This is a genomic window from Aeromonas sp. 600948, assembly GCF_049174875.1.
Classification (GTDB): Bacteria; Pseudomonadota; Gammaproteobacteria; order Enterobacterales; family Aeromonadaceae; genus Aeromonas; species Aeromonas veronii_A.
The window spans coordinates 23207-37474 of the sequence record NZ_JAAKTY010000023.1 but is presented as its reverse complement, the minus strand read 5'-3'; the positions used below and the strand labels follow the sequence as shown (position 1 = coordinate 37474).

Genomic DNA, 14268 nt, shown 5'->3' with positions numbered 1-14268 from the left:
GGTTGTAAATAAGTCCCTGCAAAAGCAGGGGCATTTTCATTTCTACTACAGTGATTATATTGTTCATTACGATAAATTAAATAGAGCTAATAATTCCCCATCAGTTTAATAGCAGCATCAAGTTTGATCTCACACATGTAGATGATATTTAATGCTGCACGCTTAATTTTTATTTCATGCCCATGAAGATGGTACAAAAAATAATTTTTAAAGTTCATTCTGAAGTTGCAACTCTGTCATAGTTCTTGTTTTTGCATTTCCATGATTCTCTATATACTCAGTAGCCATATATTTCCTACGGTCGTGTGACATAATATCGGCTATTGCTTTTATTCGTTCAGATTCATTGATATTAAGTCTATTTTCTACATTAGCCATTAAATCAAGCTCTTGGCTATTAAAAAACCAATGGCAATTATCTTTATGACGACTTCCTGCAACATAACTATTTGCTCTATCCATGCCGTTTGTCCAGTACACAAAAACATCACCATCAATAGTTGTACCTTGGCTGGCATATACAGTTAATGCATAACCAAGCGCTATAGGTAATCTTCCATCTTCATTTTTATAATCAAAGTCTTTGAATGTAATACACCTTCCGTCATCTAAATTAACGCAAAAATTAATGACTCCATTAATGGCATGTACTTTGTTGATAGTTCCTAATGTCCCATTAGACACTTGTATTCGATAATCATTTTTGCAGAACTTAATACGATCACCGGCCGCAAATTTATACTTACACCGATGTTCAGAGACGATACACTCGACCTCTACCTCATTGAGGCTGACACGCCCTTCGGCTTGGAGTATTGTACGCACTTGCTCTGAAAGTAGATTTACATCTTCCCATTTCTGCGCGAGTAGCAGATGTGATTTCTCTGGGTTAGCGAGTCTGTAGTTGTTCCAAGCCTGAACCATGGCGCTTTTAGTTTCGTGGGCGTTACTACTGAAATTAAGTAGACCTCTTTGCCTAAAAGCCTCTAATGCTCTTTCCGATTCCCCGTCCCTTAATTGCATCACAGTTTCCCGAGCCCAGCTTTCACGTTGTCGCTTGATGGTTTCAATGCGGCTACAATTTAATCGGCGTGATAGATATCTTAGGCACCCACCATGTTCAATCGCATCCAGTTGTTTATCCTCACCGACCAGTATGACCTTGACATTATTTTCGACGGCGAGGTGTAGCAGTTTATGTAGCTGTCTGGTTCCGATCTGCCCTGCTTCATCGATCACCAAAACATCAGCAGTGGAAAAATGATTACGCTTTCGCTCATAGTCGGTTAGAAGTTTCGCGACTGTAAATGACGGAATGTCAGACTCCTCTTGCAGATTGTCCGCTGCACGTTTCGCTATTGTCGCGCCAACCACACGATGCCCGCTGGATTGGTACGCATGTCTTAGCACCGCCATTGCGGAGGATTTACCCGCCCCTGCCGACCCCTGCAAAATACCTAGGTCGCCATTGCAGCACACATCCAATAGCGCCACCCGTTGTTCCTGGCTCAGCGCGTAGCCGCACCCTTTTTCCTGGAACGTAATGGCTGCTTGTACGACAGCCTCTGTCAATTTCAGTTCATTACGTGCAAACAGATCGGTAGCTATTGTGACCAATTCCTGTTCCACCCTCAGAATTTGCCGGGTCGTAAACAGCTGGCTGTGCTTCTCATCTATTCCTATAGGGATCAACTCATCATCAACTAATAAAGATTCGGAGAAATTTTGGATATCTGTTGCTGGCAAACAGGAACACTGAAGTTTCTCGGCAATGAGCTGGTACAGGTCTTGTGCCCTGAATACGGCAACTCGTTCAGTCAATGCTGCGTATACATCTTTGAAAAAAAGTGGTTCAACGACAGGCTTTCCGGCTAGGCGATGCCCGCTTTGGGACTCAATGTATTTAGCTGTTAAACCAAAGCCATCAAGTTCCGATTGCCACCTTTCAAGTAGTGCGGAACGCTCGACCCGTTGCTTGGTTCGACGGGTAACCAATTTTGCCCTGTCACCAATACTGCTGGCGCTGCTTGTCGCTGACGTCTGTGTCAGGCTTTCTGTGATAGCGTGCGCACGTTTAGAGAAATAGTGAGAGATAGAATCGGGAATACATGGAAGACAGAAGCTCTCCCCGTCAGGCTCAATGGCAAGCCCCAGCAAGTTTATCTGGTAAGCTAGCTCAGCACGGTATGTAGCACCAGCAGCTTTTTGCCATAGGTATAGGTCTCGGCTGATTATTGTTCCCCAACTTCCATCTGACCGAGGCGCTACATTAGCGACCAGGGCATGGGTGTGCAGTTGGGGATCGAGATCCCTTGATGTTTCATGCTCGAAAGTCGCAGCAACCAGCCCATCAACTCGTTCTCGTCGTTGGCCTGCATGCTCTCTGCGCGTAAAAGCTGCATGATTTTCGAGAAACGAGATCGCTCTTTTGACAGCAACAAGCTGAGCATCACTGATTTTTTCACGTAAAGAATGGTCGGCGGCAGCCCAGACGATACTCACCGATTTGGGTGCGGAGAACGTGAGATCCCAGCCTGGCTGATGTGATTCACCTGGTACGGAGCACAGCGCGGTTTTGCCATTTGGAGAAAATCCTCGCATAATGGAATGGTAATCTTCTCCTATCTCTCTGCCCGATATTCCTAACGCAATGGCACCTCTACCGATCCAGATCCCGGCAGGCTGATCATCCGTCAGATAATAATCCTCGTCGACGTAATACCCAATGTGGCTAATCGCATGCACTGATAGCATAAATTAATTCCCCTTCAATCGCCCATTTCTTGTTGTTGGTTGTGTCGATATTGAGCTGCGCTGGAGCAGCCAATCAGCAGCAATATGGCTTTTGGCTATCACATTCAGTTTTGGGTAGGGCCACTGGAGCTTATACACTGCATTCCAGCCAGAACTAGTGATGTATCCAGTAACCCCTTGTGGGGTTGATTGCGGCAGGTTTACCAGATCAGACGGGGTTACGAGCTGCCAGGTTTCCTTATGCCAGCTTGCAGCTTGCCCTTGATTCTCGGAATAGGTGGGCCGTTCGTAGATCGCTTCACCAAATGCTTTGGCCGCGTATTCGGCCACGCCACCAGTAGCACCACATCGGAGTGCAATGATCGTCGAAAATAGGTTCAGCAGGGTGTCAGTATCATGCTCACCGTATATTTTATGTAGCTGTGAAATAGACTGAGCACCAGCTAATGTTCGGCATCCTTTAGAGCGACCAATACTCATCCATTCTTTCAAGTTGTCATTTTTTGGAAGGTTTCCCAGTTCATCTAGCACTAGCCAGGTATTAGCGGCCTCATTATCTGGCTTGGCGGTGACAATCGTGGTCATTAGCCCGATCATCGCGTTGCACAGGGGGGCACCGACATACCTAAGCTCTGGATGGGCCTGTATGATAATTTTCTTAATTTTTGGTTCTTTTCCACCCAACCAATCTCGAATGGAAAACAATTTTTTCCCTGTACCTCTCCAAGCCTTCTCCAGGGAGTACAGCCAAGCGGCATCTGTCATAAGAGTCGACATGAAACCATGAGTTGTTTTCGATTCATCTTCAACAAATCTCGAAGCGCGATCATAGTACCTGTCCAATATAGAACGAAGCGAGAGTGTATCTAGTGACAAGTTCTCAATCACTTGTTGCCAACCCCAATTACCCTGCCCATTTGTGCTACTGGCAGCCAAAATTCCTGCAAAAATTGCACGCGCGCCGTTAGACCACATCGGATCTTCAGCTCGCTCAGCCACAAATATTTTTGCAATCAGCTCGAAATCTTCGATAAATCTCAGATCTTTAGATATATCCCATACCGCCGAGCGCTCATCCCACGGCGCGATTAAAATCGTGTCGGAGGGGTCATAAAACAGTTCAGTAAATTCGCGTTTTTCATCATAAATAACAACCATATCCCCGTTTTTTACGATTTGTCCTAGAGTCGTCTTGATGATTACTGACTTACCTGACCCCTGCTGACCGAATACAAATACATTTCCCTCGATTTCTTTTCTACTCAACATAATATCAGGGTGTACGGCAACACCAGAACGCTGGCTGTTTTTTAGGCGGCGAAGCTTGAGTCCCACCTGTAAGCTGGCATCTTCATATAAACTCGGGCCACTGACTTTAATAAGACTTTTCCGGCCGCCTGGCATCCAAAAAATAGTTCTTGTAATAGTGAATGAAAACAGCGACGAGACAACAAAAGACCCTATTGTCGTCAGTAATATTTTGTTACGGATGTCATATGCGTCTAACAAATCAATATAGTGTTCTAACTGTGCCCATGAGTGCTGAGTTAGTAGCCACCATATTCCTCCCCCAAACCGAGCCACATGATCTGAAAAAAGCCCCCAATCGTTAGTTGGCCAGAAAAGATTTATTTGTATGACCTGGCCTAACGTACCCAAGAAAATAAATAGTCCTGCCATTGATCCCCATTGCTGATACCCAATTGACGGAGGAGCATTGGTTTTCATCGGATGATCTCCTGGCCCAGAGCCGAATTTACCTGCCTCACAGCTATTTTGCGCTCAGTGTCTGAAAGACCCACTGTTGCAGCACAAATTTCGAATGTTTTGAGTAGTAGCTGTTGTTCCAATTTTGAGAGCAGCAGAATCAGATTTTGTTGTTCACGGTGACTAGCCCATGCCTGGCGAATCACTTCTGCTATGGTCGTATTTTTTTCCTCAGCCGAGTTCACCAAATCCAGATAATCCCGCATCGAAAAACGCACGGTCACAGCCCTCTGAGTAGGTTGTTTCATTTGTCACCTCTTGAAATCATTGAAATCCTCAGCAAGGACGCCAAATTTTTGGGGATTCGGCTGATAGCCAAAATCATGTTTGAAATCACTGGAATACCGCATAGGTTGTGGCTTTCAGAGATATTTTTTGGTGTTTCGATTGCACTCACGGTGCATGGGGTCTGATTTCCGCCTAACCCAGGTACCACATCTTGGCGATAGTTGATAACAGCTACCATTGCGAGCATATTTTCCAGTGTAGGAGGAAAAATTACCTGTTCTAGGGATTGATAATCCTGCAATGCCTCAATTGTTATACTTAGGAGTTGGTCCTGAAAGTCACTTTGGCATTCAACCTTGATGATGTTTTCTGCATGACAGATTGCCCCTGCCAACAAAAACGCTATAATTTCAGCATTGCCCTCTGAAATACCATTCAATGTTGCCCAATGATTATCGATGAGCTGAACCATATAATTAATACACCTTTTTGACGGGGTCATTTTATGCCTCCATATATTTTCTAGATTCAATCCACTGGTTGATAACAGTTCTCTCCCAGCCAACTAGTCTGGGGCCTAGATTTATGGGATGAGGGAGGACTCCCTCGTTACGCCAGCGCCACAATGTTGTTTTGCTGACTCCCAGCTCCAAAGCGAGCTGCGCCGGACGGATAATAATATTTTTATTCATTGCAATTTCCTTGAGTTCCATGTGTTCGTAACTAGTATCACTAAAAAAAAGAAGGCTATCTCCTGTCAGAGTGAAGATAACTCTGTTGACACATTCGAACAGACTGCTATCGTGGACACACCATTTAAAAGAGGTGAAACGTGTACATAGATGATATTTCTCGATTCCATGAGCTAAGAAAGGCACAGGTTCAACTGATAGATGCAGTCAAAAAGTCTATCGAGAATGCCTATGAGTTTTCGCAAAGTGAAAATACGGCAATATCAGATGGCCCATATTCAGGCCAAATAGCGGCAGATAGTTTTTTTGACGATGTAAATATTGATTCCAGGATGTGTGAGGTAATTAGAAGAGCAAATGCAGGATCACTCAAGACTACCGCTAGAGATATTTCCTTTGGGCAACTACTCAGAGATGCCAAAAGTATTAGCAATGCAAAAGAGTGGATCAGGAAAACAGATGAATATTTACGTAGTGATATGTTGAATCATGAAGAGTTAACATATTTTAAACTGCGAGATGCCGAAATAGACTACACAAATGAACTCTATCATTGTCTTGAGTTAGTTTTTATTCTTGTACGAAAAAGTAAAAAAAAACAAAGAAATGATGACAGTTATTTTCTTGAATATTGCGCTCTATGCTGGAGACTCGTACATAAACAAAATAATCAGAACCTCTATGATAGTACTGATTACTCAACATCGTATTGCTTAGTGCATCACCCTAAAAAATCAGTTTATGAACACAAAAAGGCAAGGGCAGCTTTGATCTCAGCTGTTGATAAATCAGATCATGAAATGAGAGATATGTTTATTAGAAGAAAAAATGATCTTTCGTTAAACCCTAGAATATTGTATAGAGCCACTGCCATTTTTTCAGATAAACCAAGCCGAGTGGAATTGGAGGCGCACCGAACAGGAAACTCCTGGGTGGATAGTGCTCGTCTTATAATAGAGATTTCTAAAATTCATTTTCCACGAGCATCAGTTGTCTTGAATGCTATTCCTATCAACAAATTATCCTCATGGAAAGAATGGTTTTATGCTGTTATAAATTCACTGGATTCTTCTGGAACTGACAAATCCAATTGGGAGGAGGCTTGGGGAAACCTGCCCAACGATCAGGCTGCAACCAGTTTAGAGGGTGGAGAAAATGTATTATTGAATATCATTCACAGATATGAGTCTACTAATAATATCAAGAATATGAAACAGCCAAGAGGACCGAAGGCGGGTTCTGTTCCAAAAAATGACGAGCTGAGGGCAAGCATCATTTTTCTGGCAGCTCAACAAATGGCAGAAAACAATAAAATAGATGCAGCTGAAATTGGCCGGAAGCTGAATAAATCACGAGAACGTATCAGAGTATTACTAAAAGAGCTCGGCATCCGCTAATTGCTGCTGATTTTATTGAGGGATTACGACCAAATTGTTATTTCTGATTGTAGTTCCTCGACTGGCCAAATTCAATTTTATTGGCCTGTTCTGAAAGGGGGAATTCAATGCGACGCACCTCCAGCTGAAATCAATTTTCAGTCCATCATTCATGTCCCCCAAAATCAACCGTTACTACGGTATCAGCCTCCATCTGGAGCAGGTGGCGCTCCCACAATTCCAGAGCTCCGCGCTTCTCCGGTAAATACTCGTAGCGGTCATAGTGCCTGCTCGAAACATCCCTTAGGGCGTGATTCTGGAGGCGATCGCGTAGATCTTTGGCTATGCCAAGCTCACCCATCAAGGTTTTACAGGTGCGACGAAAGTCGCGGGGAATAAAGTGTGCCATCTTGCAACGCTTGCGGTATCTATCGATAGCCTGGCTAAGTGATGCCATCGGCATATGTTCATCAAGCTTGGTGGCATGGGGGAATATAAAGAGGCTGTCTGCTGTTGCCTCTTGCTGCGCCCTCAGCACACGCAAGGCGCTGCTTGTAAGTGGGATAAGATGGGGGCGATTATTTTTGGAAATATCGGCGGTAATAGTTAAAGTCTTGGCCTGCCAGTCAATACTGTCCCAGTGTGATGCTGCCAGTTCATAAGGGCGCTGCCCGCCAGTGAAGAAACATAAGCGAATCAGGCTGCGTAGAGTTAGCCCCAAGTTCGTTGGCTGTTCCATGTCGTCAAGTAGCTGTCTGGTCTCATTCCACGATAGGAATCGCTCTCCCACCCGTTCGGCGTTCCTTTGCCTGGGAATTGCGGCAACTGGATTCATTGTCAAGCCAAATTGGGCATCATCGATGAAGTTGGCTGGGTCATTGTCGTGCTGGAGCCCGTAATTGAAGGCTGCCATCAGGTAACTACGCACCCTATTGGACTGGGTATCGGCGCCACGGCGGATCATGTTCGCCAGAATGAGCTTAATATCTTGCGGGCTCACATCCTTAGCTTTTGTAGTGGGTTTCAGATATGGATAAGCTTCCTTTTCTAATGAAATCAAAACGGCTTTGTAAGTGCGTTTACCGTTTTTTCTCATCTGCTCAGTGTAGCTTCGGAAAAGCTGAAGGATGGTGCCTTGCTGTTCATGCTCTCGCTGTGCCTGTTCCCGCTCTCTTTCCTGCCGTTCCAGTTCGAACTTGGGATCTAGACCATCACGGATCATCTGACCAAACGCCCTAGATTTGTCGCGAGCGTCGACCAGTTTCAATGTTGGAAAACTGCCAAGCCTAATAAAGGCCCACCGGCCTTCTCGCTTGTAACGGAATACAAGCATTTTATTCCCACTGGGAAACACCTGAACGCCTAACCTACCAGCGCCACGAGTACGGGTATCATCAAACTGGTAATAGGGGGTCTTTTTCGCAGGTAGTGCGGCAATCTCATTGTGAGTTAATGGCATAGTTGGCACATCTCGATAAGTACACTTGTTTACAATTGCAGTGTACATACAAGTGCACTTAAGATGAAGCTTCATGTAACTCAATAACACCTCATGAAATGATGGAATTTATAACAACATGTATTTTTTGGATTTTTTTGTTGTTTCGGTGTGTGGTGAATCACCATGAAATCAATATAATATCGACTCATAATCGATTGGTCGTGGGTTCAAGTCCCCCAGGGGCCACCAAATTAGAAAAGGCCGCTCATCATGAGCGGCCTTTTTGCATCTACGTATCGGGCAATGTCCAGTGATAAGCTCGATGAGGTCATAGAAAAGACCCGCCATGGGCGGGTCTGGGCAGGGTCCGGATCAGGCGCCTCACTCAGAGACAAGGAGCCTAATGCTGAGCCTCAGGTTTGCTCGTTGCTGCCGCTCTGGATGGATGAGCGACGCCCGATGGCAGGCAGCATCCGGGTAACCAGATTGCTGCGCTGGCGCCAGGAGGTGAAGACGATGGCCAGCAGGTGCAGACCAATCAGCCCCTGCAGCGCCACCACGCACCACTCATGCCACTCGTCAGCCCCCAGTTCAAATCCCGTCTCGGTATTTTGAAACCAGCCGCTGCCAGCGGTGGCCAGCACGACCAGCCAGAGCGCCCACACGGCCAGTTTGCCGCTGCCGTGATGACCCGGTGCCGGAGGCTGCCGCTCACGCATCTCGCGCGCTTGCTGGCGAAAATCCTCACCGCTGGGGATGAGGGCACCAAGGCGAGCGTAGCCACGGGCAAAAGTAAGCCCCCAGAGCAGACGCAAGGAGACCAGCCCAATGGCGCCGTAACCCAGCCACTCGTGCCACTCCTCGCCCGCTTCGTTAACCCAGAGGTTGCCGATGCAGACCGCCACCAAGCCCCAGTGGGTCAGGCGAACCAGCGGATCCCAGCGAAAGGGCTCACCCTTTTTGCTTGGCATATTTGTGGTACTCCTTCTTCAGGTCGTTGACCTTGGCCAGATGTTCGCGCGCCTTGGCCTCATCACCCGCCTTGAGTGCGGCCAGGCTGGCGTCCAGCTCGGTCTGTACCTCGTTCATCCCTTCAAGAAATTTCTCTTTCTTGGCGGCCGGCATGTTCTTCTGCTTGGCCACGTCCAGCTGGGCCTTCATCTCGTTGATGTGCTTCTCCATGGTGGCTGCATCATCAGCCTTGACGGCCTGCTTGTAGTTGAAGCCAATCTTCTTCATCGGCTGTTCCAGATCACCCGCCACGGCAGGCAGGGTCATCAGGCCAAACATCAGGGGCAGCAGCAGGGGGCGGACGGTTTTCAACATGGGATTTCCTTATATAACGACATGCTCGAATTGTTAGGGGTACTTATGAATCCAAACAAGAATTCATCACCAGCATGATGCCATGACTCATGGTGAAACGTTTGTGAAAAATGCTGTTTTTTGTGGCAAATAGTGACAGATATGCCGCGCTTGTTTGCGCTTGGTAACTGATTGAACGCAGGTGACACGCACCATGGGGATGGTTGAAAGCGGTAAACAGGGACAAAAAACCCCGCCGTAGCGGGGTCTGAATCAGCTGGCCATTTGCTGGCGTCAGTTACTCCTGTTCGCGAACAATGGCGCGCCAGCCGATATCCTTGCGATAGAAAACGCCATCCCACTTGATGCGGCCAGCGAGCTGATAGGCACGCTGCTGGGCTTCTGCCACAGTGTGACCGAGGGCGGTGGCGCACAACACGCGGCCGCCAGCGGTCAGGCTGGTATCGCCCTCCAGACGGGTACCGGCATGGAACACCTTCTCACCCGCCACTTCATCCACCGGCAAGCCGCTGATGGGGTGGTTGGTGCTGTAATCGCCGGGATAGCCTCCCGCCGCCAACACCACGCCGATAGCGGCGCGGGGATCATAGATGGCCTCTTTCTGATCCAGCTTGCCTGCGCAAGCGGCCAGGCAGAGCTCCACCAGATCGGACTGCATCCGCAGCATGATGGGCTGGGTCTCGGGATCGCCAAAGCGGCAGTTGAACTCGATCACCTTGGGATTGCCTGCGCCGTCGATCATCAGACCGGCGTAAAGAAAACCGGTGTAGACGTTGCCCTCGGCCGCCATGCCGCGCACAGTCGGCATGATCACCTGCTCCATCACGCGTCGATGTACCTCGGCGGTCACTACAGGCGCCGGGGAGTAAGCCCCCATACCGCCGGTGTTGAGGCCGGTATCACCGTCGCCAACCCGCTTGTGATCCTGACTGGTGGCCATCGGCAGCACGTGCTCGCCATCGACCATGACGATGAAGCTCGCCTCTTCCCCCTCCAGAAACTCCTCAATCACCACCCGGGAGCCCGCTTCGCCAAAGGCATTGCCGGAGAGCATGTCGCGCACCGCGTCTTCCGCCTCCGGCAAGGTCATGGCGACAATCACCCCCTTGCCCGCCGCCAGACCATCGGCCTTGATGACGATGGGGGCGCCCTTCTCGCGCAGATAAGCGAGCGCAGGCTCCACTTCGGTGAAGTTCTGGTACTCGGCGGTCGGGATGGCGTGACGGGCCAGGAAATCCTTGGTGAAAGCCTTGGAGCCTTCCAGCTGGGCAGCGGCAGCAGTCGGGCCAAAGATCGGCTGACCGGCGGCGCGGAAGGCATCCACCACCCCTTTCACCAGCGGCGCTTCCGGCCCGACGATGGTGAGGCCGACCTGTTTCTCTTTGGCAAACGCCAGCAACCCTTCGATATCGGTCGCCTCGATGGCGACGTTCTCGACACCCGGCTCAAGCTGGGTGCCCGCATTGCCCGGCGCCACAAAAACGTGACGTACCAGTGGGGAGTGTTTGGCCTTCCAGGCCAGGGCGTGTTCGCGGCCACCGTTGCCAATGATCAGTACTTTCATCGTATCGCTCGCTTCTATTTGTGGTCACCGGACGGCCACCCGGGCCGTCAGTCAGTGGAAATAGTCAGTTGAAAAGAGACAACAAAAGGGCCGCCATCGGCAGCCCCTGACCCATCAATGACGGAAATGGCGCATGTTGGTGAAGACCATGCACATACCGTGTTCGTCGGCGGCGTCGATCACCTCCTGATCGCGCATCGAGCCACCCGGCTGGATCACACAGGAGATACCGGCCTGCGCGGCAGCATCGATACCGTCGCGGAACGGGAAGAAGGCATCGGAGGCCATCACGGAGCCCGCCACGGTCAGTCCTTCATCCGCCGCCTTGATACCGGCGATTTTGGCCGAATAAACACGGCTCATCTGGCCTGCGCCGACGCCGATGGTCTGGCCATCTTTGGCGTAGACGATGGCGTTGGATTTGACGAACTTGGCCACTTTCCAGCAGAACAGCAGATCCTGCAGCTCGGCCTCGGTCGGCTGACGCTTGCTGACCACGGTCAGGTCACCCAGCGTCACCATGCCGAGATCCCGCTCCTGTACCAGCAGGCCGCCGTTGACGCGTTTGAGGTCAAACCCTTGCGCCGGAGCCGTCCACTGCCCGCATTCGAGCAGACGCACGTTCTGCTTGGCGGCGACCGCATCGCGGGCCTCCTGGCTGACGGTCGGGGCGATGATCACTTCGACAAACTGGCGGGCCACGATGGCTGCCGCAGTGGCGCCATCCAGCTCGCGGTTGAAGGCGATGATGCCGCCAAAGGCGGAGGTGGGGTCGGTCTGGTAGGCGCGATCGTAGGCACTCAGCAGGTCGCTACCGATGGCCACGCCGCAGGGGTTGGCATGCTTGACGATGACGCAGGCCGGCTCGTCGAACTCCTTCACACACTCCAGCGCAGCATCGGTATCGGCGATGTTGTTGTAGGAGAGCGCCTTGCCCTGCAGCTGGATAGCGCTGGAGACGGAACCCGGAGCAGCATGCTCTTCGGCGTAGAAGGCGGCAGCCTGATGGCTGTTCTCACCGTAACGCATGTCCTGCTTCTTGATGAACTGGCTGTTGAAGGTGCGCGGGAAGCGGGACTCCTCGTCACCCTCCTTGTTGTCACCGTAGGAAGGAACCATGGTGCCGAAGTAGTTGGCGATCATGCCGTCGTAGGCGGCGGTGTGCTCGAAGGCTGCGATGGCCAGATCGAAACGGGTCGCCAGTTTCAGGCTGTTGCCGTTGGCATCCATTTCGCGAATAACCCGATCATAGTCGGCAGCTTTGACGACGATAGCGACATCTTTATGGTTTTTGGCGGCAGAGCGCACCATGGTCGGGCCGCCGATGTCGATGTTCTCGACCGCATCGGCCAGGGTGCAGCCCGCTTTGGCCACTGTCGCGGCGAAGGGGTAAAGGTTGACGACAACCATGTCGATGGGGGAGATAGCGTGCTGGGCCATGATGGCGTCATCCTGATCCCGACGGCCGAGGATGCCGCCATGAACCTTGGGATGCAGGGTCTTGACCCGGCCATCCATCATTTCAGGGAAACCCGTGTAGTCGGAGACCTCGGTCACCGGCAGACCCGCCTCGCCAAGCAGCTTGGCGGTACCGCCCGTGGAGAGCAGGGCAACACCACGCTCGTTGAGTGCCTTGGCAAATTCCAGAATGCCAGTTTTGTCAGACACACTCAGCAGTGCACGGCGAATGGGTCGAGCTTGTTCCATCACACTATCGTCCTCAACATAACGGGGACCGTTCCATGGGAGGCGAGGCTCAACACAGAGAGTCCCCAAATAAATGGAAGTGGGGGATTTCGCAAACCACTCTCGCCCCGACATCCGGCAAAAGCGTTTTAGGAAATGCCCGCTTGGTGCGGCGCTCTGTTATGGGCGCGTATTCTACACAAAAAATGTGACCTGTGGTGGATTTTTTGAAACAGCAAAGCCTTATTTGGCGCGGCGTTAAACGTTTTCTACTTGATTTTCTCGAAACGTTTGCACTTTCAGTGTTTTATGGGAAAAAGGGTCGCCAGGAGATGTTTATCTGCCCCTTTTATGCCCTTGGCTGGCAATCCATGAGCAAAGGGGTGATAGTGGATTCCGGTTTTTGTAGCGGCATATATTCAAGGGGAGAGAGAGCATGTATCGGATCGGTGAACTGGCCAAGGCGTGCGGGGTCAAGGCAGATACCCTGCGTTTTTACGAGAAGAACGGGCTTATCTCACCGGGGATCCGCAACGAATCCGGCTACCGTCTCTACAGCGAACAGGACAAGCGGCGGCTGGAGTTTATTATCCGCGCCAAGTCGGTCGGATTCTCGCTGGCCGATATTGGCGAGCTGCTCGACCTCGATACCAACAAGGCCAAAGTCACCTGTCAGGAGGTGAAAGCAGTGGCCGACACCAAGCTGGCCCAGGTGGAGCAGAAGATCATCGAACTGACCCGCTTTCGCGATAATCTGCGCGAGCTCTCCAATATCTGCTGCGGCGGGCCGCGCTCGGCCGAGCACTGCGCCATCCTCGAGACGCTGGAATCTGGAGCCCCGGCCCATCACGAGCACCACAGCCACGACCAGCATGACCCGGTTCACGGCTGACATGGTATGCCTGACTGAGCGTGCCTGGCTCAGAGTGACTGACTCGGCGCGCCCGACGCATTGCTCCGGCGGCAATTTGGTGACAAAATCGCCGCGTTTTTAACCGGTGCCAGTGCATCCGGTTGCCGGGCGTTAGCCTGAACAGGCGCCCGCAGCGAAAACCGCCATCCAGACACAAGCATCAACACACCAAGAGAAAAGAAGAGGAGCCATCATGGCCAAGATCCGGGTCGACCAACCCGCCCTCCCCCGTGAGGAAAATGCGCAAGGGGGCAGCTATGCCCATCAGCGCGGCGAGATAAAGGATAACCATCTGCATGCCCTGCTCTCCGATCCCCTGTTTCGCAGCCGGGTCGAGCGCAACAAGAAGGGCAAGGGGAGTTACCAGCGCAAGGCCAAATTCGGCAAGCGGTGGGAGCCCGGCCAACAGCAGATGCTCCGCGTCTGCTACTGAGCGGGTTTCTACCGACCAAAACAATCAGGGCGCCATTGGCGCCCTGATTGTTATCTCGAAACACGGTTCGCCAAACCTGGCTCACGAC

General features: G+C 50.7%; 13 protein-coding genes. 3 read left to right on the top strand and 10 right to left on the bottom strand.

Features of this window, described 5'->3' with window-relative positions; all coding sequences use genetic code 11:
- Positions 1–207 precede the first annotated feature (207 nt).
- Genes mobF through G5182_RS17000 form a run of 5 tightly spaced genes read right to left on the bottom strand, consistent with a single transcriptional unit; the run spans position 208 to position 5462 of the window.
- Complete coding sequence (gene mobF, locus G5182_RS17020; RefSeq protein WP_421254558.1) at positions 208–2754, bottom strand: MobF family relaxase; 2547 nt, start codon at positions 2752–2754, stop codon at positions 208–210.
- Positions 2755–2757: 3 nt separating this feature from the next.
- Positions 2758–4482, bottom strand: a complete 1725-nt coding sequence (locus G5182_RS17015) for a type IV secretory system conjugative DNA transfer family protein (RefSeq protein ID WP_421254557.1) — start codon at positions 4480–4482, stop codon at positions 2758–2760.
- Positions 4479–4769, bottom strand: a complete 291-nt coding sequence (locus tag G5182_RS17010) for a hypothetical protein (protein WP_421254556.1) — start codon at positions 4767–4769, stop codon at positions 4479–4481. The genes G5182_RS17015 and G5182_RS17010 overlap by 4 nt, the downstream gene beginning before the upstream one ends.
- Positions 4766–5251 carry a hypothetical protein gene (locus G5182_RS17005; RefSeq protein ID WP_421254555.1) on the bottom strand — a complete coding sequence of 162 codons (486 nt, stop codon included), beginning with the start codon at positions 5249–5251 and terminating at the stop codon, positions 4766–4768. Before G5182_RS17005 ends, G5182_RS17010 begins: the two co-directional genes overlap by 4 nt.
- Before the next feature lies 1 nt (position 5252).
- On the bottom strand, positions 5253–5462 hold the full coding sequence (locus tag G5182_RS17000; RefSeq protein WP_421254554.1) for a helix-turn-helix transcriptional regulator: 210 nt from the start codon (positions 5460–5462) through the stop codon (positions 5253–5255).
- A 119-nt stretch (positions 5463–5581) separates the two neighbouring features.
- Between G5182_RS17000 and G5182_RS16995 the strand changes: the two genes are divergently transcribed.
- Positions 5582–6838 (top strand): hypothetical protein, encoded by a 1257-nt coding sequence (locus tag G5182_RS16995; protein ID WP_421254553.1) that lies wholly within the window; start codon positions 5582–5584, stop codon positions 6836–6838.
- A gap of 145 nt (positions 6839–6983) precedes the next feature.
- Here G5182_RS16995 and G5182_RS16990 read toward each other — a convergent pair whose 3' ends face one another.
- From G5182_RS16990 to purH, 5 genes are all read right to left on the bottom strand, one after another.
- Complete coding sequence (locus tag G5182_RS16990) at positions 6984–8324, bottom strand: tyrosine-type recombinase/integrase (RefSeq protein WP_421254552.1); 1341 nt, start codon at positions 8322–8324, stop codon at positions 6984–6986.
- Between the two features lie 347 nt (positions 8325–8671).
- Complete coding sequence (locus G5182_RS16985; protein ID WP_101531414.1) at positions 8672–9229, bottom strand: cytochrome b/b6 domain-containing protein; 558 nt, start codon at positions 9227–9229, stop codon at positions 8672–8674.
- A complete protein-coding gene (locus G5182_RS16980; RefSeq protein ID WP_005349056.1) occupies positions 9210–9584 on the bottom strand; it encodes a cytochrome b562 in 375 nt (124 codons plus the stop codon). The genes G5182_RS16985 and G5182_RS16980 overlap by 20 nt, the downstream gene beginning before the upstream one ends.
- 277 nt (positions 9585–9861) lie before the next feature.
- The gene (gene purD, locus G5182_RS16975; protein WP_227341940.1) at positions 9862–11148 is read right to left on the bottom strand and encodes a phosphoribosylamine--glycine ligase; all 1287 of its coding nucleotides are present in this window, start codon (positions 11146–11148) and stop codon (positions 9862–9864) included.
- 114 nt (positions 11149–11262) lie between these two features.
- Positions 11263–12855: a bifunctional phosphoribosylaminoimidazolecarboxamide formyltransferase/IMP cyclohydrolase gene (purH, locus tag G5182_RS16970; protein WP_040067541.1), complete on the bottom strand. Its 1593-nt coding sequence runs from the start codon at positions 12853–12855 to the stop codon at positions 11263–11265.
- Positions 12856–13270: 415 nt separating this feature from the next.
- On the opposite strand from purH, the gene zntR reads away from it, so the two are divergent.
- A complete protein-coding gene (gene zntR, locus G5182_RS16965) occupies positions 13271–13726 on the top strand; it encodes a Zn(2+)-responsive transcriptional regulator (RefSeq protein ID WP_005341244.1) in 456 nt (151 codons plus the stop codon).
- Between the two features lie 214 nt (positions 13727–13940).
- Positions 13941–14180, top strand: coding sequence for an alternative ribosome-rescue factor A (locus G5182_RS16960; RefSeq protein WP_421254551.1), 240 nt, complete (start codon positions 13941–13943; stop codon positions 14178–14180).
- Positions 14181–14268: the final 88 nt, after the last annotated feature.